We start from the raw sequence: 26316 nt of genomic DNA on the forward strand, positions 1-26316 counted from the left end.
ATGGCCGCTGCCTTCTATCCCCCTAAACCCAGTTCAAGCCTGATTCGCCTGGTGCAGATTATGGCCCCGCCGGTGGCCTGCCTGTTTTTCAAGATGCGGCTGCGGATTTCGGCGGCGGATTTGGCCACTTTGCGATCGCTCCAGCACCAGCGCGTGATTCTCCTGTGTAATCACCCCAGCTTTAATGACCCTGTGGCGGTGATGTTGCTCTCGGCAAAACTGCACAAGGGCTATTACTATCTGACTTCGGTGGAGCAATTTGACGGCCCCTTGGGATGGATTTTTCAGCGCATTGGCAGCTACTCCGTGCGCCGCGGCTTGAGCGATCGCCAGAGTTTAAAACAAACCCAGAGGCTCCTGAGGCAAGCGGACACGCATCTGGTGGTGTTCCCGGAAGGGGGATGCTCCTTTCAAAATGAGACGGTGATGCCCTTCCGGCCAGGGGCGATTCAAATTGCCCTACAAACCCTGGTCCATCAGGTGCGGCAGGGACAAGCGCCCCCCGATTGCTATGTGGTCCCTTTGGCCCTCAAGTACGAATATTCCACTCCCCTAGGTCCGGTGATCGATACGCTCCTGGGCCGGCTAGAGGCGGAGCTTGGCTTGGAACGCAACCTTGATCACGATCCCTATCAACGCCTGCGTACCCTGGCGATTGCCGTTTTGGAGCAGGTCGAGGCGGACTATGGCCTGCCCTCTCCTCCCCCCAGCCGCGATCTCACCCCCAGAATTGAAACCCTGCGTCAGGAAATCCTGCGCCAGTGTGAGCAGTCGTTGCAGATTCAAACCAACCCCCAGGCTCTGGTGCGCGAGCGCACCTATCAGATTGAATTTGCCCTGCGCAAGATGACCGAGTCTGCGAACGCTCCCGATGGCCAAGGTCCTGAGGCTTCGCTGCCAGCAGCCCTGATTGAAAAATCGATCCAGCGGCTGCTTAACTTTAATGCCATCTACGATGGCTATGTGGCAGAATCGCCCACACCAGAGCGATTTTTAGATACCCTGACGCGCTTTGAGCGCGAAGTGTTCTCCATTGATCGACCCAAGATTAAGGGGTTTCGCTGGGCGCATCTTCGAGTCGGGGCGCCGGTGAACCTGAGAGATTGGCTGCAGGCTTATGAAGCGGGGCGATCGCAAACGGTGGAAACCCTGAGCGAGGGACTCCGTCAGCAGGTACAATCCATGCTGACGCCGGCGGCGCCCCAGACCTCTGCGCCCCTCCGGCTAAAGCCGTAACTCTATAAGCTGCCGGGCATTCACGGGAGGGCATTCACGGGAGAAGCATCAAAATTAGGATGCGCTCAAGGTAAACCTGAACGCGAGACCTGTTAGGTTAGTTCTAGTTTACTCCCCCCTAGGCCTTAGCCCACCGAGTTCGATTATCCCTAGTGCTATTCCACCCTTAGCCCGATGAAATTTCCCGATTCAAGGCAGCATCCCCGCTCTAGCCCTAAAATTCCGAAGTTAGGACTTGCCTATCTCCGGAGCGTCTCCCGTCCCGATCGATTTCTATGGACGCTGTTTTTAACCCTGGCCCTGATTACAATGGTGTGGGGATACTTGATCTGACCTGAGGTCTGATTGTAAAACTCTCACGTGGGTGGGATCTCACGGGTTTGGCAGCTCATTGCCCCCGGTTAGGTTTCCCGGCGTCCCCCTGTCCTTGTGCCCTGAACGCTAAGGTGAAGCCCCTAATATGACTGCTCAAGCGACTAACGTTTTAGGAACTACCCTAAAGCCCTGCTGCACCGATCCCATGACGGGGTTCTATCGAGATGGTTACTGCAACACGGGGGCTGGAGATATCGGTGCCCACCTGGTTTGTGCCCAAATGAGCGCAGAGTTTTTGAGCTTTTCCCAACAGCGAGGGAATGATCTGATCACCCCACGACCGGAATATCACTTTCCGGGACTCAAACCGGGCGATTGCTGGTGTCTTTGTGCCTCACGCTGGCAAGAGGCCCTAGAAGCGGGCGTTGCGCCCCGAGTGAGGTTAGAGTCCACCCATGCTAGCGCGCTGGAGTTTGTTTCCCTGGCGGATCTTCAACGGTTCACCCTGGAGTCCTAGGGTTTATAAGGGCTTTGCCTCTCGATGGATAATGTGTTGAATGGCTGCCGCAATGAGCTCGGGCTGGTCGACCCAGATAAAATGACTGCTCAAGGGCGCTTCTATCTGGACGCTGTCATGGGAGAGCTGAGAGAGCCTTTCCTGCATTAAGTTCCGGGTTTGATTGGCCTGCCTGAGTGGGATCAAGCGAGTCCAGAGTTTCGGATGAAAAAAGGAATCTGCCTTGAGGGTAACCAATGGGATGGATCCTAGGGGATGGGTCCGCTGGAGTTGCTGACTACTCCGGTTTAAGTTCCATAGCTCGCGGGCCATCGTTAGCCAATGTTTAGGTCGACAAAAGGAACGAGTGACTGGGTATTGTTCCGCCTTACTCCAGCGTTTTAGCTGGGGCTTTAGGAACAAGAAGGCGCCTAGCTGTTTGAGCACTCGAATCAGGCCTAGCCCTGACCCCAAAATGGACATCAAAAACCCAGAGAAAAAGATCCACTTCAGAGCCGTCAAGGACGGGGATAATCGGAGCATCTCTGCCTCGTGGAGACCATCGGTCAGCACGACTCCCTGAACCTTTTCGGGATAGGTGTGGGCATAAAGGCGCACCGTGTAGCTCCCAAAGGAGTTCCCCACCAAGATGTAGGGCGGAGGAATCTGGGCTTGAGTGAGAAGGGCCTCTAGTTCATTGACCAAAACCTGACTGGTGCGGGGGTGGGGGCTGGAATCACTCCAGCCGTATCCGGCACGGTCGTAAAAGCAGACCTTGCCCAGAGAGGAGAGTTGCTTTGCCAGCAGATACCCCTCCACGCCACCGAGACTGTGATCTAACACAATGGTTGGCGACTGGGTGCCCATCACCATCAGATGTAGGCAGTACCCACCAATATCAAAGCGCTGGCCCGGCTGACCGGCTTCCCACAGGCAGCTGATGCCTTGGTAAGCGGTTGTGATCGTCAAAAATAATAGCTGAATTTCATTCAAGCTGAGGTCCTCAAACCGCCTGCACAGCGATAGAAACAAAAATCACCCTATCATAAGCCTCTGGGAATTGTGGGGAGAAGGCCAAGGGTGGGAGCAGGTGTCTGGGCGCAATGGATTGGTTGTTTCAGCAATTGCCCTGCGATCTAAAATGAGAACACCGCGTGGATTAACCCCTGATAGCGATAAGATTGCGGAGCATTCTCTTGCAGGTTCACTGAGGTGGATATGGCTGGAATGACACTCAGGCGATCGCCCAGGGGCAATCGATAGAAAGCCTCTAGCTTGATTTCTGTGGTTTGTTCAGCGGAGAGGGGAATGGGCTGATCGCTCAGGGAGGCCAGGGATGAGCTGAGGGAGGTGCCTAAAACCGAGCCAGGCACCCAGAAATTTTCCACACTCACGCTTACGGTTCGATCTAATCCTGGGGGGTGGGAACGGGGCAGCGGCGCCTCAAGGAATGGAGGCAGGGTGGGACGGTCGGGTTGCATCAGATCAGAGGAGGCAGGGAGCGCAATCCTGGAGGTGGGGAGCGGAGGCACCAGGGTCGCTGGGGCGTTGAGGGCAGCGTAAAGCTGTTTGATCGGTTCAGATTCCATGGGGATTTGATGGGTGGCAATGACCTCCTCTGGCCCCTGCAGGATCTGGATTTCGGTGGCTAACTGGCTTAAGAGCCAATCCAGGGACTGTTGTTCTGCTGAGCGCAGGGTAACAGACTGGAGATAGTCTTGGCATTGGAGCAATGAGGCTGCCATATCGTAGCGATTGCGCCAGGGGCTGAGGGTGAGTTCAGGACTGGGCAGGGGCTGTAAGCATCGCGTCCGGATGACCAAGGAGTGCAGCGCCTGGGACATTGAGATCAGCGGATCGTCCACGGGATGATCCTTCCAGGGTTCAATGGAGTGGTGGATCAGCGGAGTGGACGCTCCATTGACCTCCCCATTGACCTCCTCTGGAATTGGGACAGCCCAGCTCACTGCCCCGGAGCAGATTGACACAATCATGCCACTGAGGATGAACGCCCCGATTCCCTGCCAATGCCTTCCCTTCATCACCACACCTCACACGCTTGTCCTAGGCCCGGAAAAATTCTGGCACGGGGTTGAGAAGCCCCACTGTTTTTATGGTGCCCCGCTAAAATATCAAACCCAACGGTGATTTTTTAAGAATTTCGATATCATCGAGAAAAATACCCCACACCCGGTTTCGTTCCTCCATCGCCATGTCTGACTTCAAGATCAAAGCGCCCTTTGAACCCACCGGGGATCAGCCCACTGCGATCGCGCAGCTGGTGGAGTCTATCCAGCAGCAGCATCGCTTTCAAACCCTGTTGGGAGCAACGGGAACCGGCAAAACCCACACCATTGCCCGTGTCATTGAGCAGGTGGGGCGGCCCACCCTGGTGCTGGCCCATAACAAGACCCTGGCGGCTCAACTGTGCAACGAGCTGCGGTCCTTTTTTCCCCACAATGCGGTGGAATATTTCATCAGCTACTACGACTACTATCAGCCGGAGGCTTACATCCCCGTCACCGATACCTACATCGAAAAAACCGCCTCGATTAACGAGGAAATTGATATGCTGCGTCACTCCGCCACGCGATCGCTCTTTGAGCGTCGAGATGTAATTGTCGTGGCCTCCATTAGCTGCATTTACGGTCTGGGGATTCCGTCGGAATATCTAAACGCCTCCATTCCTCTGAGCGTGGGGGCTGAAATTGACCCGCGCCAGATCCTGCGAAATTTAGCCAGCATTCAGTACAGTCGTAATGATATTGACATGGGGCGAGGTCGGTTTCGCGTTAAGGGTGATGTCCTGGAAATTGGTCCGGCCTACGAAGATCGGCTGATTCGCATTGAGTTTTTTGGGGACGAAATTGACGCCATTCGTTACGTTGATCCTGTGACGGGCGAAACCTTACAGAGCGTAGATCGCTTGAATATTTACCCCGCCCGCCACTTTGTTACCCCCGCCGATCGGCTGGAGATTGCCCTCCAGGAGATTGCCGATGAGCTGAAGCAGCAGGTGGTCCATCTGGAATCTGAGTCCAAGTTGCTAGAGGCGCAGCGCATTGATCAGCGTACGCGCTACGACCTAGAGATGCTGCGCGAAGTGGGCTACTGCAATGGCGTTGAAAACTATTCTCGTCATTTAGCAGGGCGACCAGCTGGTGCCCCCCCGGAATGTTTGATCGATTACTTTCCCTCGGACTGGCTGCTGGTGGTGGATGAATCCCACGTCACTGTCCCGCAGTTGCGGGCAATGTACAACGGGGACCAGTCTCGAAAGCGGGTTCTCATTGATCACGGGTTTCGATTGCCCAGCGCAGCCGACAACCGACCGCTCAAGGCCGAGGAGTTTTGGCAAAAGGTGAATCAATGTGTGTTTGTCTCGGCGACGCCAGGAGACTGGGAGCTAGAGGTGTCCAACTCTTGCATTATTGAACAAATTATTCGTCCCACCGGGGTGGTGGACCCTCAGATTTTTGTCCGTCCGACCCAGGGCCAGATTGACGATCTCTATGCAGAAATTCAAGAGCGGGTGACCAAGCGGGAGCGAACCCTCATCACCACCCTGACAAAGCGAATGGCCGAGGACTTGACGGAATATCTGCAGGAGCAAGGGGTGGCTGTCCGCTATTTACATTCGGAGATTTCTGCCATTGAGCGAATTGAAATTATCCAGGCCCTGCGTCAGGGAGGATTTGATGTGCTGGTGGGGGTGAACCTGCTGCGGGAGGGTCTCGATCTTCCGGAGGTGTCCTTAGTGGCCATTTTAGATGCGGATAAAGAGGGCTTTTTGCGGGCCACGCGATCGCTGATTCAAACCATTGGTCGCGCCGCTCGCCATGTGGAGGGACAAGCGATTCTGTACGCCGATAACCTAACCGAGAGCATGGCCCGAGCCATTTCGGAAACGGAGAGACGCCGAGAGATTCAGCTGGAGTATAACCGCAAGCATGGCATTATTCCCCAGCCCATTCCAACCCAGATCAATAACTCAATTCTGTCTTTTTTAGAGGTTTCGCGGCGGCTGAATGCCCATGAGCTTGATCAGGCCTATGCCCAGGCGGAGGCGCTGCCCCTGGAGAATATTCCCGAACTCATTGCCCAACTGGAAGACGAGATGAAAACCCTGGCTAAAAATCTTGAGTTTGAAAAGGCTGCGGAGCTGCGCGATCGCATCAAGCATTTGCGGGAAAAACTGGTGGGGCAGCGAGGGTAAAGTCAGATGCTGCATTTTGAAAAAACAAGCTGGATTGATGCCGCGCCCCCGGTGGTGTGGCGCTTCTATGAACGGCCCGATATTCTCACGCTCATCACGCCTCCCTGGCAACCCGTGGAAGTGGTGCGCCGGGAAGGCGGACTGGGGGTGGGGGCAGAAAGTGAGTTTCGGATTTGGCTGGGCCCCATCCCCGTGACCTGGGTGGCGGTGCATACCCATTGCCAGGCCCCCGATCGATTTGTGGACGTGCAAAAGTCGGGGCCGATGGAATTCTGGCAACATCAGCACTTTTTTATTGCCGAGCGGGGAGGAACGACCCTGGTGGATAAAATCGACTTTTCCCTGCCCGGAGGCGACATGGCGGAGTTTTTACTGGGCGGCTGGATTAAGGAACGGCTCTCGGATATGTTTGATTACCGACATCAGGTTACGCGAGAGGCCTGCGCTGGGAAGATGTAGCCCGCCGGCGGGGCTGCCTCCAGCGCTCAATCGCACCGCCATGGACATAAAAAAATGACAGCTCCATCAGAAGCTGCCAGTAAAACGTGTGTTCCCCATTGATATCTCAGCTATCGCTAAGATGTGTTTAGTTTGACCCAGGAACTATCCTTGGACGGTGATGCTCATCACTGCCTAGCGTGATCCCGGTCACGGTCATTAACACCGTCTCATCGTCTCACCGCCCGTCCTTTTTCGAGACTTTTTTGACGCCCATAATAATACAGATATACTATAATAAGAGGATTCCCCTTCACGTTCATTGGCGACAGATCTATCCAGACGCACCATCCCAGAGGTTTGCCATGACTCACCCGACAGAGCCATTTCTTCAGCTGCTGCTGCGTAAAGTGGAGCATTTAGAGCAGCAAATCTATGACCAGGGAACCCTGGGGTTTACCCAGGGAAGACGCTTTATCTATATTCAAAACACCAAGCGATCGCTCTGGTCCTATATCGACACCGATGAGCCGGTGAATGCCATTGCTCTGACGGGATATATCGTGGATCTCTATCGCAAAGAAGACGAGGTGCCTAAGCTACATGTGGCCATGCGCACCCGCGAAGAGGAATATGTGCTCTGTTCAGGTTTTGAAACCCACTTCTCGCGGGATGTGATGGCGGCCATTGCCCAGCTCACGCCGGATCAACTGCGGCGACCGCTGAAAATTATTCCCTGCCTGAAGGACGTGAAAAAAGCCGGGCAAGAGGGAGACAAAAGCATTAAGAAGCCGGTGTATGCCAACGTTTTGCTCGATGATAAAACTCTCTATACCTCCGCCCTGAAGCAGCGCTTGAGCGCAGAGGATCTATTTATGCAGGCTCAGGCAGTTCTTCAGGGCAAGGCCAAGGCGGCCACCATCGCAGCGCCTGTGCCGGCTTCTGCCCAACGGTCGGCGCAGCCCCCCCAGGACAGCGCTCCTGCCCGCACAGATTCTCCGACCTTAGGAGGCTCTGGTGCTCCGTCAGATCCTTGGGGGAATCGCCCCCAGCCGACAGCGGCGGTTCATGATGTCCAGGCACCTGCGGCAAAAACCACCCCAATTAACTGGAAAGGATTTTGTCAGCAGTACGGGATTTTACCGGGTGCGCTCAAGGCGCTGGCCCAGGAGTTAGGATTACCCATGGGAAAGCTTACCGCCAGTCAGTCGGCTCGGCTCTATCAGCAGGCCTATAGTCGGTTTGTGCGGGGCACGGCGGTGTCCTAAGCTCTTTCCTAGATGGTCTTCAGGCATACTCGGTGGTCTTCAGGCATAAATGATGGGGCAAAATGAATCTACACCGGTGGTCCTCGTGACTGGGGCCACCCGCGGCATCGGTAAGGGGATTGCCATTGCCTTTGGTGAGCAGGGCGCTACGGTTTATATTACAGGGCGCACCCTCACCCCCCAAGCAGACCCCCAAGCCATGGGCGGTAGCTTAAGGGAAACGCAGGCCGCCGTTGAGCAGGCAGGTGGGCGCTGCATCGCCGTGGCCGTCGATCACCAGCAAGATGATCAGGTACGCGCGCTATTTGATCGCATTGCCGCAGATCAGCAGGGACAGCTGGATGTGTTGGTGAATAATGTCTATGCAGGGGTGCCAGCCCTGCGCAAATTTGCCGGGCAGCCGTTTTGGGAAGCCGACGCAGACCTTTGGGATGCCTGCAATCAGGTGGGGTTGCGCAGTCACTACCTAGCCAGTCGCCTGGCTGCCCAGATGATGGTTCCGCGTCGGCAGGGGATGATCTGCACCCTCTCTTCCTGGGGGGGACTCTCCTACATTTTTGGGGTGGCCTACGGGGCCGGCAAGGCAGCCTGCGATCGCTTGGCTGCTGATATGGCGGTGGAGCTTAAGGATCATAACGTGCTCTCGGTTTCAGTTTGGCCCGGCATTGTGGGCACTGAGCACATTACTCAGATGGTCCAGGAGGCTCAAAACCATCCAGACTTGCCGCTGGCCCGCATGGGCAGCCAGTTTAACTGGGAGACGCCCCTGTTTGTAGGACGGACCCTCGCTGCTCTGGCGGCGGATCCCCATCGCCACCGCTATCAGGGGAAGTTGTGCATCATTGCAGAGCTGGCTCAACGCTACCGCATCCTGGATGAGCACGGACGGCGTCCTGTTTCCCTGCGATCGCTTCAATTCTTGCTGCCTTCTGCCCTGCCTCGTCTCCAACGCTATCAGTCCTGGATTTTGGATCTCAAGCTACCCTGGTGGATACTCCTGAATCTGGTGCTCCAGTCTCCGCGACTAGGCCCTTAACTTCAGGGCCTGGCTGGGATGATTTCTGCTTTTAGACCACAGATCCCTGGGAGCTTGAATCCTCAAGCTCCCAGGGAAACGCAGAATCCTTCGTGCTCCGGTTAATGCTGGAAGGCAAAAATTTAGACTGCAGCCTAGGAAACTAGCTCCTTAAGCTTCGAGAAAATGCCGTTTTCGTCCTCGTCAAACTTTTCATGAACGGTGCGCCAGGCGGCTTGCTCCGCCTTCATTTCATCCTCTGTTTCATCGTAGACGGCATTGTATCGATGGATAAACACCTGCTGCGCCGCTTCGGAGAGATGGTTGCGGACCTCTGGCGAGAGATCGTCAACCCCATTGCAGCGTCCAGGACAGGGATGGGGGAGCGGTTTATCGCTTTCGTGAATATCTTCACCGCCACTGCTCTCTAGCAGCAGATGAAATTCTCCCGACTGTGCCGCTGGCACCTCTACCATCACGATATATTCACCCGCTTGCAAACGAGTTTGATAGACGGCGGCCTTTTCCTCAGGCATTCCTAGGGTCGTTAGCACCGATACAAGACCAGCACCCGCACTACCGGCGATGGCGCCTCCAGCGGCCCCCAATAAAAGGGCTCCCAGGGGACCGGCGGCCACCACTGGCCCCACAAAGGGAATAAACAACACCCCTACCCCAGTCAGCAAGCTAAAAAAGGAGCCGATTAAGGACCCAAAGACGGCCCCGGTTCTCAAGCCACCGAGGATAACGTCTTTCTTAGTGATAAATCCACTAATCCGGGTTTGGGTTTCAAAGTTACGCCCCATCACGGAAATATGATCGCGCGGCACATCGCGCTCCAGGAGACGGCGCACCACTTGATCGATCTCTGACTGGGTTTTAAATATGGCAGAGAGGGTGCGTTCGGCAAGATAGGGAGTTGACATGATGAATTTCTTAACAATGTGAGAGTAAGGGAAAGCAAGGGAGCACTTTTTTGTGACTCCTGTTTTAGGAAACGCCCGCAGCCGATCGCAGGTCTGCGTTATCTTGGCCGATAGGAGTCACCGCCTCTCCTTCCATGAATGAGCGCAGCATCCAGGCCATTTCCTCGTGGCTGCTCATCAGACCGGTGAGGAAATCGGCGGTTCCTTCGTCATGGAATTCTTCGCTGCAGCTATCGATGAATTCGCGCAGGTTTCGAATGATTTTCTCGTGGTCTACAACCAATCGACCCACCATCTGGGTTGCCGAAGGTAAATCACCCACATGCTCCTGGATACTCGCCATATCGAGAAATTCGCGGGCAGTACCGATGGGATAGCCGCCCAGGGCTCGGACGCGCTCAGCGATCGCGTCAATATTGGTCGAAAGGGCTTCGTAGTGGTTTTCCCACAGGGCATGGAGCGACATAAACTGTGGTCCCACCACATCCCAATGATATTTCTTGGTTTTAATGACCAGAAGGTAGGTATCAGCCAGGGATCGATTTAACAGGTCGATGACTCCCTGTCTTTCTTTTTCGCTTAAACCAATGTGAAGAGTCGGCATTTTATTTGATTCCGCTAACAACAGACGCTCAGACCCGATGACTCCCAATGAAGGCTAGAGGGCAGGGGCTCTCATTGCCATCGCTGGGATCTAAAATCGACCCAAGCTTGCTTAAATTCCAGATCGCAAAGGGGAGGATCCGAACCTACTCCTCACTATAAAAAACTCCGCTGTAGTGGGTGACCGCCAAAGGGTATAAATCAATCTCTGTATTTGGATAGATTGCCTAAGCTCAAGTTTTCCTTGCCGTTTGTCCCTACCTGCTTATCCTCAGGAATTTTATGGATCTTTTAGGAGTGGAGTCGCAATGTCTACGGTTGTCGTAGGATAATTGAAGCATTCACCTTTAGGCACCATCATCACAAGCACCATGGATAAGATTCGTGTCGTTCTCATAGAAGATCACACCCTGACCCGGCTCGGGCTGAAGACGGCCCTGGATGAACAGCCCGATATTGAATGTGTCGGCGATGCCGCCTCAGGCAATGAAGGACTGGTTCTGCTCCATAAGCAAAAACCTGATGTGGCCATTGTGGATGTGGGACTGCCCGACATTGACGGAATTGAAGTCACCCAGCGCTTCAAAGAAGCCCAAAAACAGTTGGAAACGGCGGATACCAAGATCTTAATCTTGACAAGTCATGACAGCGAAGACGCGGTGTTAGCTGCCTTTGCGGCGGGGGCTGATTCCTACTGTATGAAGGATATTGACCTGACAAACCTGATTACCGCAATACGAGATACCCAGGAAGGAAATGCCTGGATTGATCCCACCATTGCGAGCGTGGTGCTGCGCCAGGTTCGTGATACGGTCAACAGCAGCAAGGCTGAATCGGCGGAGCGCACCATTGAAATTGACGCCGTCGCACCAGAGCTAGAGTCGCTGTTGCAAAATACCCCCCTCACTGGGCGGGAGATGGAAATCTTGGAGCTAATTGTGTCGGGGAACAGTAATTCTGCCATCGCGGAGAAACTTTATATTACATTAGGGACCGTTAAGACCCACGTCCGCAACATTCTCAATAAACTAGGGGTCGATGATCGAACGCAGGCTGCCGTGCGGGCGCTTCGGTCAGGACTCATCCATTAGGGTTTAAAACCATGCTTGCGCTTTCTGCTTCGATAGCTTTTTTTGGGCCGATCTGGGCATTTTTAGGGGCCGTGGGAAACCCCTTTATCCCCCATGGGCATTGCTATCTGTGGAACCCCAGCCTGATTTGGCTCCACGTGCTCTCCGATAGTGCCATTGCCATCGCTTACTATTCCATTCCGTTGACCCTGGTGTACCTGGTCAACAAGCGAGAGGATCTCCCCTTTAACTGGATCTTTTTGCTCTTTGGGGGCTTTATTGTGTCCTGCGGAACCACCCATATTTTTGAGGTGTGGACCCTTTGGTATCCCGACTACTGGGTCTCTGGCACGATGAAACTGCTCACGGCGCTCATTTCCATCGTCACGGCGGTGGTGTTGGTGATGATTATTCCCCAGGTGCTGAACATTCCCAGCACGGCTCAACTGGAGAGGGCTAATCAATCCCTCATGGCGGAGGTGCATCAACGTAAGCAGGTGGAGGCAGAGGTGCGCCAGCTCAATGCCACCCTTGAAGAGCGCGTGGTTGAGCGGACCCAGGAGCTTACCCAGGCCCGGCTTGAAGCTGAGCGCAGTGGTCAGCAGCTTCGGGCAATTTTAGCCAACACCCCTGCCTTAGTTTATCTCAAGGATTTGGCGGGACGGATCATTCTGGCAAATCCAGAATGTGCTAATCAATTTAACCTGTCACCGGAGGAGATGGAGGGACTCACTGATTTTGACTATCTCCCCCCGAATATGGCCGATCGGCTTCGTAAAAACGACCGTCAGGTTTTAGCTCAGCGATCGGCCATTGAATTTGAGGAGACCATTGTTTCCAAAGAACAGCTCAAAATTTTTCTCTCCGTTAAGTTTCCCCTGTTTGACTCCAAGGATCAGCCCTATGCCATTGGCGGAATTTCCACCGATATCACCGCGCGCAAACAGGCAGAGAAGGATCTGGCCGAGCGTGCCGCGGAGCTAACGGCCCTCAACCAGACCCTGCAGCAGACCACCCGAGAGCTGGAGTATCAAAACCGGGAGCTAGATCAATTTAGCTATATTGTCTCCCACGATTTAAAGGCGCCCCTGCGGGCCATTGCCAACCTGTCCACCTGGATTGAGGAGGACTTGGCAGCGGTGATGACCACAGAAACCCGGCAGCAAATGGGCCTGCTGCGCGATCGCGTCACCCGCATGAATCAAATGATCCAGGGACTGCTCGACTATTCGCGAGCCGGTCGGGTCGAGGGCCCGCGCGAGCCGGTCGAGGTGGAGAAACTGCTGGAGGAAATCATCGATTTGCTGGGGTCAGAGGACTCGGTGCAGATAGCCCTCCAGCGACCGATGCCCGTCCTGACCACCCAGCGGATCTTACTGAGCCAGGTGTTTATGAACCTGTTGAGCAATGCCATCAAGCATAATCATCAAGATCAGGGGAAAATTGCAGTCAGCGCCCAGGCCGTGGAGGGAGGCTATGAATTCACGGTCACCGATAATGGTCCTGGCATTGATCCCGAAGACCAAGAGCGAATTTTTAATATTTTTGAAACCCTTGGCCCCAGCCAGAATGTCTATAACACTGGTATTGGCCTGGCTCTGGTAAAAAAAGTCGTCAAGCGACAAGGGGGTTGGATTAAGGTCACCTCAGCCCCCGGCAGCGGCGCAAGCTTCTGTTTTTTCTGGCCCACCGCCTCCTGCTAAGGACGGTCTTGCCCAGCCCCTCGGGCGGCCGATTGAGAGGGAGAGGGATTTTTAAGACTGGCCCGCTGATTGGGGCGAATGCGAGAGCCAAAGTGACGAGCGTAAACCTGGGTAAATTCAGCCCCCAGGAAAAGAATTTGAGCAGAGTAGTAAACCCAGGCAACGATAATCACCAGGGAACCTGCGGCACCATAGGTGGAACTGAAGCTGCTTTGCCCCAGATAAAGTCCCAGGAGGGACTTTCCGGCCACAAATAGGAGCGTGGTCAAACCAGCCCCCATCCAAACGTCTCCCCAGGCAATCTGGACATCGGGTAGAAACTTAAAAATCATGGCAAACAGGAGAGTGGTAATGCCAAAGGACACGGCTAAGTTAAGCAAGCTCCACAGCACATCCATTCCCGGCAGTAGGCCCGTGGCCACATGGCCAATTGCGCTCAGGATGGCGCTGATGACCAGGGAGACCAGCAGCAAAAATCCAATGCCAACCACCATGGAAAAGGATAGGATACGGGTGCGGACTAAGGCCATGAGTCCCTGGTTCGGTTTGGGTTTCACGTTCCAGATAGCATTGAGGGCATTCTGCAGCTGCACAAACATTCCTGTGGCCCCCAGAAATAAAATGCCCAGACTGATAAGGGAAGCCGTAAATCCCGACCCTGTGCCATTTTTCTGGACGTTCTCCAGGGTTGTTTGAATGATACTGGCCCCCTCTTTCCCCACTAGGCCCTGAAGTTGGCCCACGACCTCCCCCTGTACCGCCGCTTCCCCAAAGAAAAAACCGGCAATGGCAATCACAATAATTAGTAGAGGGGCCAGGGAAAAAATGGTGTAGTAGGCCAGGGCTGCGGCCAAATTAGAGGCCTTATCCTGCTTCCATTCGGCAATTGTTTCAGAGACCAGTAGCCAAATTGTTTTGCGCAATCGCGTAAGGGAAACCATGACAGAAAAATAAATAAAAAAAGGGGAAGGATTCCCCTCTACTTTAAGAGATATTTCGAGCGAGCAACGAAGGCAACCCGTGAGAATTAGTCTTGACCCAGGATACTCTTAATTCCAGATTCAATGTCGTCGCGCACGGTGGAAGCCTCCGGCGCATCCTCGGGCTGAATCATTTTCTCTTTGTCCGCAGATCCTTGCACCCCATTGAGTCCACCCTTAGCTACGGACTGGACTTCTTTCAGAGAACGAGGTTGGGAGTCGCTCACCTGCTCAGACTTTTCGCGAATCTGATTAAGGCTGGCTTCCCCCTCTTGGGGGCTGGTCTTACTGCTGCCAAAGGCAAAGGCCGGGGTGGCATTGGCCATGATGAAGATGGAGAAGGCGAAGGCGATCGCCATGAGTTTAAGGGCACGAAGGAAGGTGTTTAAGGTCGTCATATTGTGTCTCCTGAGGTAGTTAATGAGGGGGGATGCCGTTGAAAAAAGGCAAGCCCAGGTCAAAAAGATGACTTGGCCCGATCAAAGGCAGTTTGTAGCTCAGACCAGGCGCTATCAACGCCATCTTTAAGAGAGTCAAAGGCATCTTGACCGCTAGATTTGAGGTTTTGTAGCTTCAGTTCAAGGGATGCCTTTTTGGCCTCTAGGTCTGCCACCAGATCCCGATAGTTCTGGCGCTGTTCAGCCTTGGCGGCCATTGCCTTGGTTTTTAGCTCCTCAATCTTGGCATCCAGTTTTGCCAAGTTTTCATTCATTTTCTGCTGATAGGTTTGATACAGCTCTTGGGTTTTCATCTCTCGCTCCTAGATAGAGAATATAAGCTCATCGCAGAAGGGATTCTCGAAAAAGCCTATTTAGTACAACTTGCGATACAACTAGCGATCGCAATCACTAGCTATCAAAGAAATCCTTGATATTATCCATCAGGCTCTCGCCAGAACGCTCCGCAGCTTCGCCAAGATCCTCCGCAGATCCCTTGACGCGGCCAATGTCGGCCTTTGCTCGTCCCTGGATCTGATCGGCGGTGCCCTCGGCTTGACGGGTGACCTGGCCAACCTGCTTCTTGATCGCACCGGCCGCTTGCTGGGCGGCCCCTTCTAACTGATCGCTGGTGCCGGAACCCGCCATGTTATCCAGGCCACGTTTGATCTGACTGTCGAGATCTTGAGCCGTTGACGTCACGGCAATGAGGGGATGGACGGAGTCAAGCGAACCTGCGATCGCAAGGCTTGACCCATTTCCTGAAAAGCCAAAGGTGAGGGTCAGAAAAAGGCCGCCAATGGCAATGGCTTTTTTGCAACGACTGAAGATGTCCATGATGTCCTAACTCATTTGATAGCTGAATTTGATAGCTGAATTAGCTCGGTTTCTTGAGCATGTCCTACTCTTACCGTGATTCCTGAAGGCAGAGTATCTAGCAGAAGATAGAAGCTGGTTCCTCCTTTGACTGCGCCTAACTCTTCCCAAGGGTAGAGTCGCCAAGCCATATTCCCCTCTTTAATGCCCAATATTTCTGCCTGAAATGGAGATCTTCTCCCTAAAAAGATAGAGCCAGATCGGGAGGGGATTAACTCGATGGTGGGATGAGGGCTGGGACAACTCGGTTTTGAATAGCTCTAGAGATTGAAGGTTAAGTCCCCTTTAAGCGTTAGCCGATAGTTACCGCCAATAGATAGTTACCCGCGTTCACCCAGCCATCTCTCTCTGAGGACGTGTTTGGTTTTAAAAGAACGCAGGGTGGGGCAGACTCCACCCCCAACGCTCAATCCAATCTGTCAGGTAAAACCCAACCATCATGAGTATTTCAACGATTTTTTTCGGGCAGCGCGTCCCCCATATTCTCGCGCAGGCCTTGAGCAATCCTCCGTTTGAGACTGTTCAGCGCACCCCTCAGCTGTCTGGATCACGCTTTTTCTTCACGGTGTTAGCGGGCCTGGTCCTGGCCTTTGCCTTTCAGATGTTGCTGACTAACTTCTCCATTGCCCTCGGCATCTCAGTTCTCAGCACCTCGGATGGGTCCAAGACAGACCAGGAAGGTGGCGGCACCGTTAAAACGGTGGGGGTGGCCATGGGAATTTGGACCCTGGTGAGCGTTAGTCTGGCGCTATTTGGGGCCTGTGCCCTGGCGCTGCGCTTTAGCCTGCTGGCCACGCCCCTGGAGGCCATAACCCTGGCATTGATTATCTGGGCCACCTATTTCACGGCGCTGGTCTGGATCAGCTCGACCACCGTGGGCTCTCTGATTGGATCCGTGGTTAACACGGCCACCAGCAGTTTCCAGGCAATTTTTGGCACAGCAGCTGCAGCGATGGGAGCTAAAACGGCTCAGGTTGAAATTGTCCAAACGGCGGAGAAAGCGGCCGCAGCCATTCGGCGCCAGGTGGCCGCCGATATTGACCCAGAGGATTTGCTAGATTCGGTCAAAAACTATGTGCAGGAGCTGCGATCGCCGGGACTTGACCTCCAGAATATCCGCCAAGAACTCGCGCAAACGCTCCAGGACACGGCCGGTCTCGATCCGATTCATCTGAGCCAGGTGAATCGAGACACCTTTGCAGATCTGGTGCGAGAGCGCACCGATTTATCCAAGCGGGAGCAAGATCGCATGGTGAATCAGCTTGAGCGGGCCTGGCGGCAGGTGGCGGGCGAATACCAAGGGCGCGATCGCTTTAAGCAACTGCTGGATCTGGTGAAAACCGCAACGCCCCAACAGCTCCTTTCAGACAGTTTGGCGAAGGAACTGCAGGCACTAATCCACGACCATCGCACCCAGAGGCAAGATCGCAATCTCCTTATACAGGGACTCAATACGTTGATGGGTGTTGCGCTGGGCCGGTTAGATCTCTCAGATGTGCAAGTCACTCAGGTGTCTCGTCAGCTGAAGCAGGCCAAGCAGCAGGTGATGGATCAAGTTGATCAGGCGTACCTGGCCCTTAACCCAGAAACCGAGGGACCCACGCTCATTGCGACCGATGTGGAGAATTATATTCTCAACTCTCCCCCCTGGCGGTTGACCCGCGATCGCATCCCCACGGACTTTTGGGCCGTGCTTCTGGATCCCGAGGCGGACCTGGCAACGGTGAAGCGACAGATTGCGGGCCTTGTGACAATGGACTTTGACGCACTGCTGCGATCGCGGGGACTTTTTACCCAGGCGCAGGTTGATGCCATCGCGGCGCAGCTGCGGGCCACGCGTCAACAGGTTCTGAATGAAGTGTCGGTGCAGTTGGAGGATCAACAGCGCGATCGCCTGTCCAAAAAGACCTTTACCTACTTAACCCACACCCCGAAGGATCAGCTAACCCCAGCGCACCTTCAAGCGGCCTTTGGATCTCTGGTGGCCGATGCGGATGCAGATGCGCAACAGCTCCGCCAGCGCTTCGCCCGTCTCGATCGCGCCACCCTCTTGACGCCTTTGATCAACCGGGGAGATATTAGCTCGGAGGAAGCCAATCATATTCTGGAAGAGTTGCAGCGGGTCCTAGACCGAACCCTGGCTGAGGCCGAAGGGCTGCAAGCTTCGGTGGAGTATCGGGTGCAGCAACAATGGCAGCAGATCCAGGATTACCTGCGGCGCACTGGAAAATCGGAGCTGAACCCGGCTGGAATCCAGCGGGATTTAGAAACTCTGCTGGACGACCCCCAGGCCGGCCTTCGTGATTTACAGGTGCGGCTGGCCCAGTTTGACCGCGATACCCTGGTGCAGCTTCTCAGCCAGCGAGACGACCTGAGTGATACTGAAGTTCAAGAAATCTTACATTCGGTTGAGCAAAGCTGGTCACAGGTGAAGCATGCTCCTGAGATCCTGATGGCTAAAGCCCAAGCCAAGTACGATCAGGCGCGAGAGGCCATTGCTGACTATCTGCGCAGCACCGGCAAGCCAGAGCTAAATCCCACGGGCATTAAGCGCGATCTCCAGCTGCTGCTTGAGGATCCCCAAGCTGGCTATGAGGCCATCTACGATCGCCTTACCCAAATGGATCGCGATACCCTGGTGCAGCTGATCTCCCAGCGTGAGGATCTGAGCGCCCAGGAGGTCAATCGAATTATTGACCAGGTCCAGGGCACTCTTCAGCAGATCGCACGAGCGCCCAGACGACTGGCCCAGCGGACCCAGGACCAACTGCAAAGCTTCCAAGCCAGTTTAGAAGACTACCTGAAGTCCACCCACAAGGAAGAGCTCAATCCCGAGGGAATTAAGCGAGACGTGTCCGTGTTGCTAGAAGATCCCCGGTGGGGGATGGAGCGCTTGGGCGATCGCTTTGCACAGATGGACCGCTCCACCCTCGTGGCGCTGTTGGCCCAACGTCCAGATATGACCCAGGCCGAGGCTGAAGAGGTGGTCGATCAGATCGTTGCCGTGCGCGATCAAGTTCGGGCGCGAATCACGCAGGTCACAGAGCAGGTGAAGGCTGTCCTTGACCAAATTCTGCGGCGAATTCGCAACTATCTCAATGGTTTAGAGCGTCCAGAGCTGAATTATGACGAGATCCGCCGCGATCTGCGTCAACTCATGGACGACCCAGAGGCCGGATTTGAGTCCCTGCGCGATCGCCTCTCTCACTTTGATCGCGAGACGCTGGTGGCAGTGATCAGCTCCCATGACGCCATTGCCGAGCAGGATGTGAACCACCTGCTCGATCAAATTGAAGCGACGCGGGTCAGCCTACTGCAGCGGGCTGAGCGGGTGCAGGTGCGTTTTCAAGAGCGCCTGGAGACCCTAAAAGCTCAGGCTGGGGTCCAGATGGAGGCAACCCGCAAGGCAGCTGCCGTGGCGGCCTGGTGGCTTTTTGCCACCGCCATCGCCTCTGGCGCGGCGGCGGCTTTTGGCGCCACCTTGGCCCTGTAGGATTGGCTCCCTAGGGGTGATCAAGCCTCGCCAGGGTGCAAGGCTACCCCAGGACAGCGCCCCCCAGTACCGATTGGGGGGCGCTTTTGGGCAATAGTGATTTAGATCGAGAGTGTTCGGAACGGGCCCCCGATCGGCAGGGCAAGCTTCTAAAGACAGAGTCGGGGCGGAGCGGGACTCTGGCTTACGATAGATGTTCTCGGTGGAGAACTGGACTCAAAATGAATCCGAATCATTGAGAGAACCGCCGGATTCAAACCCGATCTGCGCCCCCTCCAATCGTTGTTAATCCACAATCTTTTAATCCACCCTAGGCGACCGCATGCGGTCGGGAGTAATACCATAATGCCCGCTATTTTCTCAGGGATCTCCCTGGGCTTTGGCTCAGGAGGGGCGATCGCGCTCTTGTCGCCCCTTTTAAAGGGCCCCATTCAAGATCCAGTCACCATTTTTCTGGTCATTGTCGGCATCATGCTAGTGGCTCCGCTGCTTTCAGAGCGGTTGGGCCTCCCGGGAATTGTGGGGCTCATCTTAGCGGGGGTGATTGTTGGCCCCCACGGCATCCGTCTGCTGGAGCGCGACGACACCATTGTGCTTCTGGGAACCGTCGGGCTGCTGTTTTTAATGTTTTTAGGGGGCCTGGAAACCAGTGTTGAAGATCTCAAGCAAAACGCTAAATCGGCCCTTGGATTTGGCTTGATGACCTTTTTAATCCCGATGGCCATTGGCACCGGGGCAATGATTCCATTGGGCTATGACTTCATTGCCGCAGTTCTGGTGGCCTCCTGTCTTGCGTCCCATACATTGGTGGCGCTCCCGGTGCTCAATAAGCTGGGCATTATGAAAACGCCGCCCATCACCGCCACCCTGGGAGGCACCTTAATTACCAACGTATTGGCGTTGCTGGTGTTGGCCCTGGTGGTCAAGGCAAAATCCGGGGGATTAACCATCACATTTTGGCTGTTTCTTATTCCCTCTTTGGTGGTCTTTACCTTTGCTACCCTATGGGGCGTGCCACGGCTGGGGCGCTGGTTTTTTCGCCGGTTCGGACACGATGAAGGGGCAGAATTTGCCTTTGTGCTCGTGGCGCTCTTCGTGGTGTCCTATATTGCCGGTCGCATTGAGATTGAACCCATTGTGGGCGCCTTTCTAGTGGGCGTTGCCATCACTCAACAAATCCCGGCCCTTAGTCCCCTGATGAACCGGATTCAGTTTATCGGGAATGCTCTGTTCATCCCCTTTTTCTTGATTTCTGTTGGGATGCTGGTGGACCCCCTCATTCTGATTAAGGAACCCCGCTCCTTGCTGGTGGCCGCGGTGATTATCGGGGCGGAGCTGGTGAGCAAGTTTCTGGCTGCCTGGGGGTCCGGGAAGTTATTTGGCTGGTCTTTTCCCAGTACGATGACGGTGTTTGGCATGTCCGTGGCCCAAGCCGCTTCAACCCTGGCAGCCATTACCGTGGCCTTTAATCTCGACATTGTGGATGAGGCCACCGTCAATGGAATCATTGCCATGATTTTGGTAAGCTGCATTCTCTCCCCCTGGATTGCCGAGCGCTGGGGAAATCAAGTGCAGCCCGCCACCGCTCCGGCCTCGGAGCCCGCGGAATTTGGACTCGATCCAGGGCAGCGAGTGTTGGTGCCCGTGGCTAATCCCAGCACCGAAGATAGTCTGCTGAATCTGGCTATTTTTATCTCGAAGGGCCTTGAGGGTACCCTGCTGCCGCTCCATGTGATCTCCGATCGCCAGGGCCAAATTTCAGCGGCGCAGCAGCTTCGCCAACAGCGCTTACTGGATACAGCCACCAACGTGGCCCATAGTGCCGTTGTGGATGTGGAGCCAATTGGCCGGGTGGACGGCAGCATTAGCCGTGGGATTGTGCGCACCGCCGCAGAGCATCGAGCCAGCCTGATCATCTGTGGCTGGAAGGGCTATTCCAGCTACCGAGAAAGCCTGTTCGGCAGCGTCATCGATGACGTGATTCTCCGATCCAGCGTTCCGGTACTGGTGACCCGCTGTGCCGAACCCCTGGAAAGCACCGAGCGCGTGGTGGTGGCTTTGCCCGCCAGCCGTCGCCTCTCCCCTCGCAGCAAGTTTACCCTTGCCCTGGGCCAGCATTTGGCTTCTGAATTAAAAGCAAAGATTGAAATCCTCTATGTGTTCAAAGGCTCTAACGCCAGGCAAGCCGATCAGTGGATGGCAGCACTCCCAGAGGACATTCCGGCTCAGGCCCTCCGGGGAAGCTTTGTGCAGCGGGTTTCCCAGGCTGTAGGGGAGCATGATTTACTGCTGCTGCCGGCCCGCCGCCGCCGCCGTCAGGGAAAATGGGTCATGCGCCGGGAGCCCGAGGCGATCGCCCACCGCAACTGGCAGACGTCCATGATGGTGGTCTATACGCCTACCCTGGCGGCGGCCCCGACAATACAGTCCCCAGACCGATCTCGGCCCGCCGATCTGCCCCTGGGAACATCCCCCCAAAGTTAGAGGGGATCGCGGCCATCATCCTGGACCGTTGATAGAAGCGATCGCGCCAATTTTCCTGGGAAGATAGCACCACCAGTCCAATTAAGGAAAATCAACCATGGACAAGAAAAACAAAAAGATTCCTACGAAAAACGTCACCTACGATCCCCATCTAACCCCTGCCGAAACCGCCGCTCGGATGAAACGCGAAGGGTCAGACTTTCAGCATGTGGATTCTGAGGATTCCACGGAGACTACCGGTGGATTCACCTCCGACCAAGAAGGTCTGATTAACAACTACGCCATTGAGCCAGAAATGTACGTCAATGAACCGGGTGACCTGCGCGAGGAAGGGCAAGAGAATCGCCAAGAGCGCCAGGAAGAACTTCAAGAAATTAATCAAACCAGCGAGCAAGGTGAGCTCACGCTGGAAGAGGATAATCGCGGAAAAGGGGTAGGGATTATCTAGGGTTCAGGTCAACCCTGAATATTCAGCGGCGCCGTGGCGTGTACGGCGCCCTAGAGCAAGAGAGAAGAACCAAGAAGGAGAGTTTATGAATTTTAGCCGTCCATCGACTGCACTGTTTGCTCTGGCTGGCCTAACGGCTGCTGCTTCCCTGCCTGTGATCCAGCCCGCTGCCATGGCCCAAACCCCGCAGTTTTCAGATGTTGAATTGAGCTTTTGGGCCAGACCCTTTATTGAAAAGCTGGCTGAGCGCAATATCATTGCTGGGTTTCCCGATGGGACTTTTAAACCTAATGCACCGGTTACCCGTGCCCAGTTTGCCGCCATTCTGCGCCAGGCCTTTGATCAAAATCGCGTACGAGAGTACCGGGGCTTTAACGATGTGTCCTCCAGCTTCTGGGGGGTTCCGGCGATTAAGGAAGCCTACGAAACCGGATTTATGTCAGGCTACACTGACGGCAGCTTTTTGCCCAACCAACAAATTCCCAAGGTTCAGGCCGTGGTTTCCCTGGCCAGTGGTTTAGAGCTAAGCCCAGAGGCGCCCAGCGTCAACGCCAGCTTAAACCGTTATCGGGATGCGGGACAAATTCCTGAATATGCCCGTCCGGGGGTGGCAGCGGCGACCCAAAACGGCATTGTGGTGAACTATCCTAACGTCAACTACTTCAACCCAAATCAGGTAACGACACGCGCAGATGTGGCAGCCCTGGTTTACCAGGCCCTGGTGGATCAAGGGGATCTTGAGCCACTGGCCGCCTCCCTGAGGGCCAATCAGTACCTGGTCAGGGCTGAGCCGCAGGGATCGGTTGGGGAAACACCCAACCCGCTTCCGGGTTCGATGGTGCGTGCCGGAACCCGGATTCAGGTCTCGGCACCAGGTGAAGAATCCATTCGCTATGCGATCGTGCCCAGCGAAGTGTATGCCACCAATTTAGAGGTCGCTGAGGATATCATGATGGACGGCACGGTGATGATCCCTAAGGGCAGCATCATTCGCGGTGCATTCCGTCCCACTCAGATTCAATCGGGAACCACCCAAACGGTTGCCACTCGTTACGTGGCCGATTCAGTGACAATTGGAAATCGAGTCTATCCGCTCAATGCCAGTTCCAGTCTCCGCCTGCCCGTCACCCAAAATGAGCTGGAGGAGACCGAGGTTGACGCTCAGGTGAAGCCTTCCGATGCGGCTCGATCCGTCTTGCGTGCCCTTTTCCCGAACCTGGGAAGCGCAATTTTTGGAGAAGACCCTGCTCAAGCGCCCGCTGCGCTGGAAGAGTCTGCGGTGATTATTATTGATCCGGAGGAAGATTTAGATCTGACCCTTCAGTCCGGCTTTCGGATGGGCGCCTAGGCGCGGAGAACTTTTTCAGACCCAGCGGGTGACCGCTGGGATTTTCGTTTGTTGAATGGAGAAAAATATGGTTCGGGTACTCATACTCTATGCCTCTCTTGGATCCGGCCACGTTAGCGCCGCCAAAGCCCTGGAAGAGGCATTTCTACAATTTCCGCAGGTGGAGGTGCAGTGCGAAGATGCCCTTTCCCATGCCAATGCGCTTTATCGCGGCCTCGTGACCCGCACCTACGAGCAACTGAGCGAAAATATTCCCCTCCTCTACAAGGCCTTTTACGAAGGCAGCGACATTGAGGATTTAGAGCGGTCCCTTGAGAATAATCTAGCCTGGGCCACCCTGGAAAAACCCTTCTTCCGCCAGCTTGGCAAGATGGTTAGCGATGCGAATCCCGACATTATTGTTTCGGTTCAGCAGATCCCCAGCCGGCTTCTGCAGCTGCTCGATCCCGATGAGGCCATTTCTCCGCCTCAATACGTGGTGGTGACCGATGCCATGGTGCATAGCACCTGGATTAACCGTGGCGTCAATGGCTACTTTTTGCCGAATGAAATTAGTAAGCGCACTCTGGTGCAGCGCGGCATTGAACCCGATTTACTCCACGTGTCGGGGATTCCCATTAATCCTGAAATCTCAAAATCTAAGGATCGCGATCAGGTGCGATCGCAGCTCGGTTGGAGTCGAGATTGCCCGGTGGTGATGCTTCTAGGCGGGGGGCTCAACGTCAAGCGCGTTAGAAGTGTGGTGAAGGATCTGCTGGAAAGCGACCGGGAGAGTCGACTCCTCGTGGCGGCCGGGCGCAACGAGGAGCTGCTTGAAGCCCTAGAAGATCTTGACAGCAGCGACACCACCCGCCTGGAAAAGTACGGCATGCTGGCGAATATCGATGACTATGTGGTGGCAAGCGATTTAATTATTACCAAGGCCGGAGGCCTGATTACCAGCGAAATTCTGGCGCGAGGAACTCCGATGGTCATCATTGACCCGATTCCCGGTCAGGAAGAAGAGAATGCCGATGTTATTGCTGCGGCAGGGGCTGGGGTTCAGCTTCACCTGCCGGAAATGGTGGCCCCGGCAGTGCGGTTTTTGCTGGCTCACCCGGAGCGGTTGCAACAGATGCGGGACTGGTCCTTGGCCCTGGGGCGACCCCATGCCGCCCAGTCCATTGCCCAAACCATTCTCTCCTCTCCCTCCAAGGCAGATCCGGGCCAAGCGGCTGACTCCCAAGCTGCTGATTCCCAAGCTGCTGATTCCATGGCCACAGCCTCCTAAGGCGAGACCAACCCTCCTCTTTTTTGCCGGGACCGGGGCTGTTCAGCCTCTCGGACTGGACCTGTGTTACTGACAATGAACGAAAATTGATGACTGATTTTAACGCTGCCCGGCCGCCCTTTTATTGGGGGGTTTCTACCTCTGGCTATCAAAGCGAGGGGGGATATAATCAACCGGGACAGCCTCAAAATAACTGGTCGCAGGCGGAACGGTCCGGCCAGGTGGCCGTCACGGGGAAAGCTGCGGAATTTTGGCAACGGTATGCCAAAGATTTTGCCACCTGTCAGCATCTGGGAGTGACTGCGTTTCGCATGAGTCTGGAGTGGGCCAGAATCCAGCCCGCCTCGGATCCCCAGATTCGCACTGCTCCGGCCTTTGATTTTCAGGCCATGGACGACTATGCCCTGCGTATTGCAGCTTGTCAGAAAGCTGGCCTAGAGCCGATTGTGACCCTGCAGCACTTTACCCATCCCCTCTGGTTAGGGGTTGATGCCTGGCTTAAGGAAGAAACCCTGGGGGCCTATCTGACCTATGTGGAAACCGCGGTGAGTCATATTAATCACCGGTTGGTGACGATTCATCAGACCCGCCCGATTCGCTGGTTTTTGACCATTAATGAGCCCAATATCCTGGTCATTAACACCTATCTCAATGGCACCTTTCCCTCGGATCAAGGGATTAGCCTGAATCGGGCGATGGTCGCCTTTGACCATCTTCTCGCAGCCCATATCCAGGCCTACGATCGGATTCATCAGATCTATGCCACCCAAGGGTGGGATTCTCCCATGGTCTCGCTCAATACCTACTGCAGCGATCTCTACTGGTCGGAGAAACTGGTGTGGGATTTATTAAATCTGGCCAGCCAGCCCGTCCCGGCCCAGCAGCTGCCCCACTATTTTCGGCATCGCGCTGAGTCCTTTGAAACGGCGCTACGACAGTTTAACCTGCCCTTTCGGCGTGATCTGCCCTACCGCGTTGGCCGGTTATTTCGCCAGATTGTGCACTGGATGGGTGAGCGTTATCTTGGCCCCCAATCCTTTCAAACAACCCTGAGGGCTGTGGCAAACTGCCAGGGCGATCGCCTGTTTGACTACCTGGCCCTGGACTATTACGATCCCTTTCTGGCCCACAGCGTTCGTCTCCCCTCGTTTGCCGATCTAGAATCTGACGTTCCTGATTTTCGCGGCTGGGTCATGAGCAGCATGCAGACCAAATGGTGGGACTGGCGATCGCTTCCCGAGGGGCTGTACTGCTTTTGTCGCTACTACAGCCAGGAATATTCCGGCACTCCCATTCTGATCGCGGAGAATGGCATGGCGCTGCGTCGCACTGAGGATAACAAAACGGCAACGACCCGACGTGATCAGCTCCGCCGCAGCCAGTTTCTCAGGGAGCATCTGGCCCAGGTGCAGCGTCTGAAAACGGCGGGAATTCCGCTGGTGGGCTACTGTCACTGGTCCTTCACCGACAACTACGAATGGGGATCCTTTACCCCGCGCTTTGGCCTGTTTAGCCTTGACTTTGAGCGGGGCTGCGATCGCCGGGAAGCCGATCATCTGGGCGATCGCCCCGCCCAAACCTACGCGCAGCTGATTGCCCAATATTCACCGGCCCCTTCGCTGCCCCAGCCTTGAAGGGGGGACTGCTTTCGGGCGATTCTTTCCTGCGGCAGATCCCTGACCCGGACAGGTAAC

22 protein-coding genes are annotated in these 26316 nt (G+C 55.1%); 14 read left to right on the plus strand and 8 right to left on the minus strand.

Annotated features, from left to right (window positions below):
* Together QQ91_RS02385 and QQ91_RS02390 are read left to right on the plus strand one after the other, a co-directional pair.
* The gene (locus tag QQ91_RS02385; protein ID WP_166279566.1) at positions 1 to 1236 is read left to right on the plus strand and encodes a 1-acyl-sn-glycerol-3-phosphate acyltransferase; all 1236 of its coding nucleotides are present in this window, start codon (positions 1 to 3) and stop codon (positions 1234 to 1236) included.
* A gap of 460 nt (positions 1237 to 1696) precedes the next feature.
* Positions 1697 to 2068 carry a DUF2237 family protein gene (locus QQ91_RS02390; RefSeq protein ID WP_166279572.1) on the plus strand — a complete coding sequence of 124 codons (372 nt, stop codon included), beginning with the start codon at positions 1697 to 1699 and terminating at the stop codon, positions 2066 to 2068.
* Between the two features lie 3 nt (positions 2069 to 2071).
* Here QQ91_RS02390 and QQ91_RS02395 read toward each other — a convergent pair whose 3' ends face one another.
* Positions 2072 to 3016 carry an alpha/beta fold hydrolase gene (locus tag QQ91_RS02395; RefSeq protein ID WP_236096042.1) on the minus strand — a complete coding sequence of 315 codons (945 nt, stop codon included), beginning with the start codon at positions 3014 to 3016 and terminating at the stop codon, positions 2072 to 2074.
* Between the two features lie 167 nt (positions 3017 to 3183).
* Complete coding sequence (locus QQ91_RS02400) at positions 3184 to 4089, minus strand: hypothetical protein (RefSeq protein WP_201277285.1); 906 nt, start codon at positions 4087 to 4089, stop codon at positions 3184 to 3186.
* A gap of 170 nt (positions 4090 to 4259) precedes the next feature.
* Here QQ91_RS02400 and uvrB point away from each other — a divergent pair, with 170 nt between their 5' ends.
* The 4 genes from uvrB (at position 4260) to QQ91_RS02420 (ending at position 9005) form a co-directional block, all read left to right on the plus strand.
* Positions 4260 to 6263 (plus strand): excinuclease ABC subunit UvrB, encoded by a 2004-nt coding sequence (gene uvrB, locus QQ91_RS02405; RefSeq protein ID WP_166279578.1) that lies wholly within the window; start codon positions 4260 to 4262, stop codon positions 6261 to 6263.
* A gap of 6 nt (positions 6264 to 6269) precedes the next feature.
* Positions 6270 to 6722 carry an SRPBCC family protein gene (locus QQ91_RS02410; RefSeq protein WP_166279581.1) on the plus strand — a complete coding sequence of 151 codons (453 nt, stop codon included), beginning with the start codon at positions 6270 to 6272 and terminating at the stop codon, positions 6720 to 6722.
* 344 nt (positions 6723 to 7066) lie between these two features.
* Entirely contained in the window at positions 7067 to 7969 is a 903-nt protein-coding gene (locus QQ91_RS02415; protein ID WP_166279584.1) for an RAD23 family protein, read from the plus strand.
* A gap of 49 nt (positions 7970 to 8018) precedes the next feature.
* Entirely contained in the window at positions 8019 to 9005 is a 987-nt protein-coding gene (locus QQ91_RS02420; RefSeq protein WP_236096043.1) for an SDR family NAD(P)-dependent oxidoreductase, read from the plus strand.
* 134 nt (positions 9006 to 9139) lie between these two features.
* On the opposite strand, the gene QQ91_RS02425 is transcribed toward QQ91_RS02420, so the two are convergent.
* Both QQ91_RS02425 and QQ91_RS02430 read right to left on the minus strand, forming a co-directional pair.
* Positions 9140 to 9910, minus strand: a complete 771-nt coding sequence (locus tag QQ91_RS02425) for a ChaB family protein (RefSeq protein ID WP_166279587.1) — start codon at positions 9908 to 9910, stop codon at positions 9140 to 9142.
* A 64-nt stretch (positions 9911 to 9974) separates the two neighbouring features.
* Positions 9975 to 10514, minus strand: coding sequence for a Dps family protein (locus QQ91_RS02430; RefSeq protein WP_166279590.1), 540 nt, complete (start codon positions 10512 to 10514; stop codon positions 9975 to 9977).
* 370 nt (positions 10515 to 10884) lie between these two features.
* Between QQ91_RS02430 and QQ91_RS02435 the strand changes: the two genes are divergently transcribed.
* Positions 10885 to 11604 (plus strand): response regulator, encoded by a 720-nt coding sequence (locus QQ91_RS02435; RefSeq protein ID WP_166279593.1) that lies wholly within the window; start codon positions 10885 to 10887, stop codon positions 11602 to 11604.
* Positions 11605 to 11615: 11 nt separating this feature from the next.
* Positions 11616 to 13286 (plus strand): sensor histidine kinase, encoded by a 1671-nt coding sequence (locus QQ91_RS02440; protein WP_166279596.1) that lies wholly within the window; start codon positions 11616 to 11618, stop codon positions 13284 to 13286.
* Here the strand turns inward: QQ91_RS02440 and QQ91_RS02445 are convergent.
* The 4 genes from QQ91_RS02445 to QQ91_RS02460 form a co-directional block, all read right to left on the minus strand.
* The gene (locus QQ91_RS02445; RefSeq protein ID WP_166279599.1) at positions 13283 to 14227 is read right to left on the minus strand and encodes a YihY/virulence factor BrkB family protein; all 945 of its coding nucleotides are present in this window, start codon (positions 14225 to 14227) and stop codon (positions 13283 to 13285) included. The genes QQ91_RS02440 and QQ91_RS02445 overlap by 4 nt on opposite strands.
* 86 nt (positions 14228 to 14313) lie before the next feature.
* The gene (locus QQ91_RS02450) at positions 14314 to 14664 is read right to left on the minus strand and encodes a hypothetical protein (RefSeq protein ID WP_166279602.1); all 351 of its coding nucleotides are present in this window, start codon (positions 14662 to 14664) and stop codon (positions 14314 to 14316) included.
* A 59-nt stretch (positions 14665 to 14723) separates the two neighbouring features.
* Positions 14724 to 15017, minus strand: coding sequence for a sll1863 family stress response protein (locus QQ91_RS02455; protein ID WP_166279605.1), 294 nt, complete (start codon positions 15015 to 15017; stop codon positions 14724 to 14726).
* A 97-nt stretch (positions 15018 to 15114) separates the two neighbouring features.
* Complete coding sequence (locus QQ91_RS02460) at positions 15115 to 15540, minus strand: CsbD family protein (protein ID WP_166279608.1); 426 nt, start codon at positions 15538 to 15540, stop codon at positions 15115 to 15117.
* A 478-nt stretch (positions 15541 to 16018) separates the two neighbouring features.
* Between QQ91_RS02460 and QQ91_RS02465 the strand changes: the two genes are divergently transcribed.
* The 6 genes from QQ91_RS02465 to QQ91_RS02490 all read left to right on the plus strand — a co-directional run bounded on the left by QQ91_RS02465 (position 16019) and on the right by QQ91_RS02490 (position 26256).
* Positions 16019 to 19072, plus strand: coding sequence for an MFS transporter (locus QQ91_RS02465; protein WP_166279611.1), 3054 nt, complete (start codon positions 16019 to 16021; stop codon positions 19070 to 19072).
* Positions 19073 to 19417: 345 nt separating this feature from the next.
* Positions 19418 to 21556: a cation:proton antiporter domain-containing protein gene (locus tag QQ91_RS02470; protein WP_166279614.1), complete on the plus strand. Its 2139-nt coding sequence runs from the start codon at positions 19418 to 19420 to the stop codon at positions 21554 to 21556.
* A gap of 97 nt (positions 21557 to 21653) precedes the next feature.
* The gene (locus tag QQ91_RS02475; protein WP_166279617.1) at positions 21654 to 22004 is read left to right on the plus strand and encodes a hypothetical protein; all 351 of its coding nucleotides are present in this window, start codon (positions 21654 to 21656) and stop codon (positions 22002 to 22004) included.
* Positions 22005 to 22089: 85 nt separating this feature from the next.
* On the plus strand, positions 22090 to 23352 hold the full coding sequence (locus QQ91_RS02480) for an S-layer homology domain-containing protein (RefSeq protein ID WP_166279620.1): 1263 nt from the start codon (positions 22090 to 22092) through the stop codon (positions 23350 to 23352).
* A 67-nt stretch (positions 23353 to 23419) separates the two neighbouring features.
* Entirely contained in the window at positions 23420 to 24622 is a 1203-nt protein-coding gene (locus tag QQ91_RS02485; protein WP_166279622.1) for an MGDG synthase family glycosyltransferase, read from the plus strand.
* An 89-nt stretch (positions 24623 to 24711) separates the two neighbouring features.
* Positions 24712 to 26256 (plus strand): family 1 glycosylhydrolase, encoded by a 1545-nt coding sequence (locus QQ91_RS02490; RefSeq protein WP_166279625.1) that lies wholly within the window; start codon positions 24712 to 24714, stop codon positions 26254 to 26256.
* Positions 26257 to 26316: the final 60 nt, after the last annotated feature.

The sequence above is a fragment of the Lyngbya confervoides BDU141951 genome, assembly GCF_000817775.3.
GTDB lineage: Bacteria > Cyanobacteriota > Cyanobacteriia > Thermosynechococcales > Thermosynechococcaceae > Lyngbya > Lyngbya confervoides.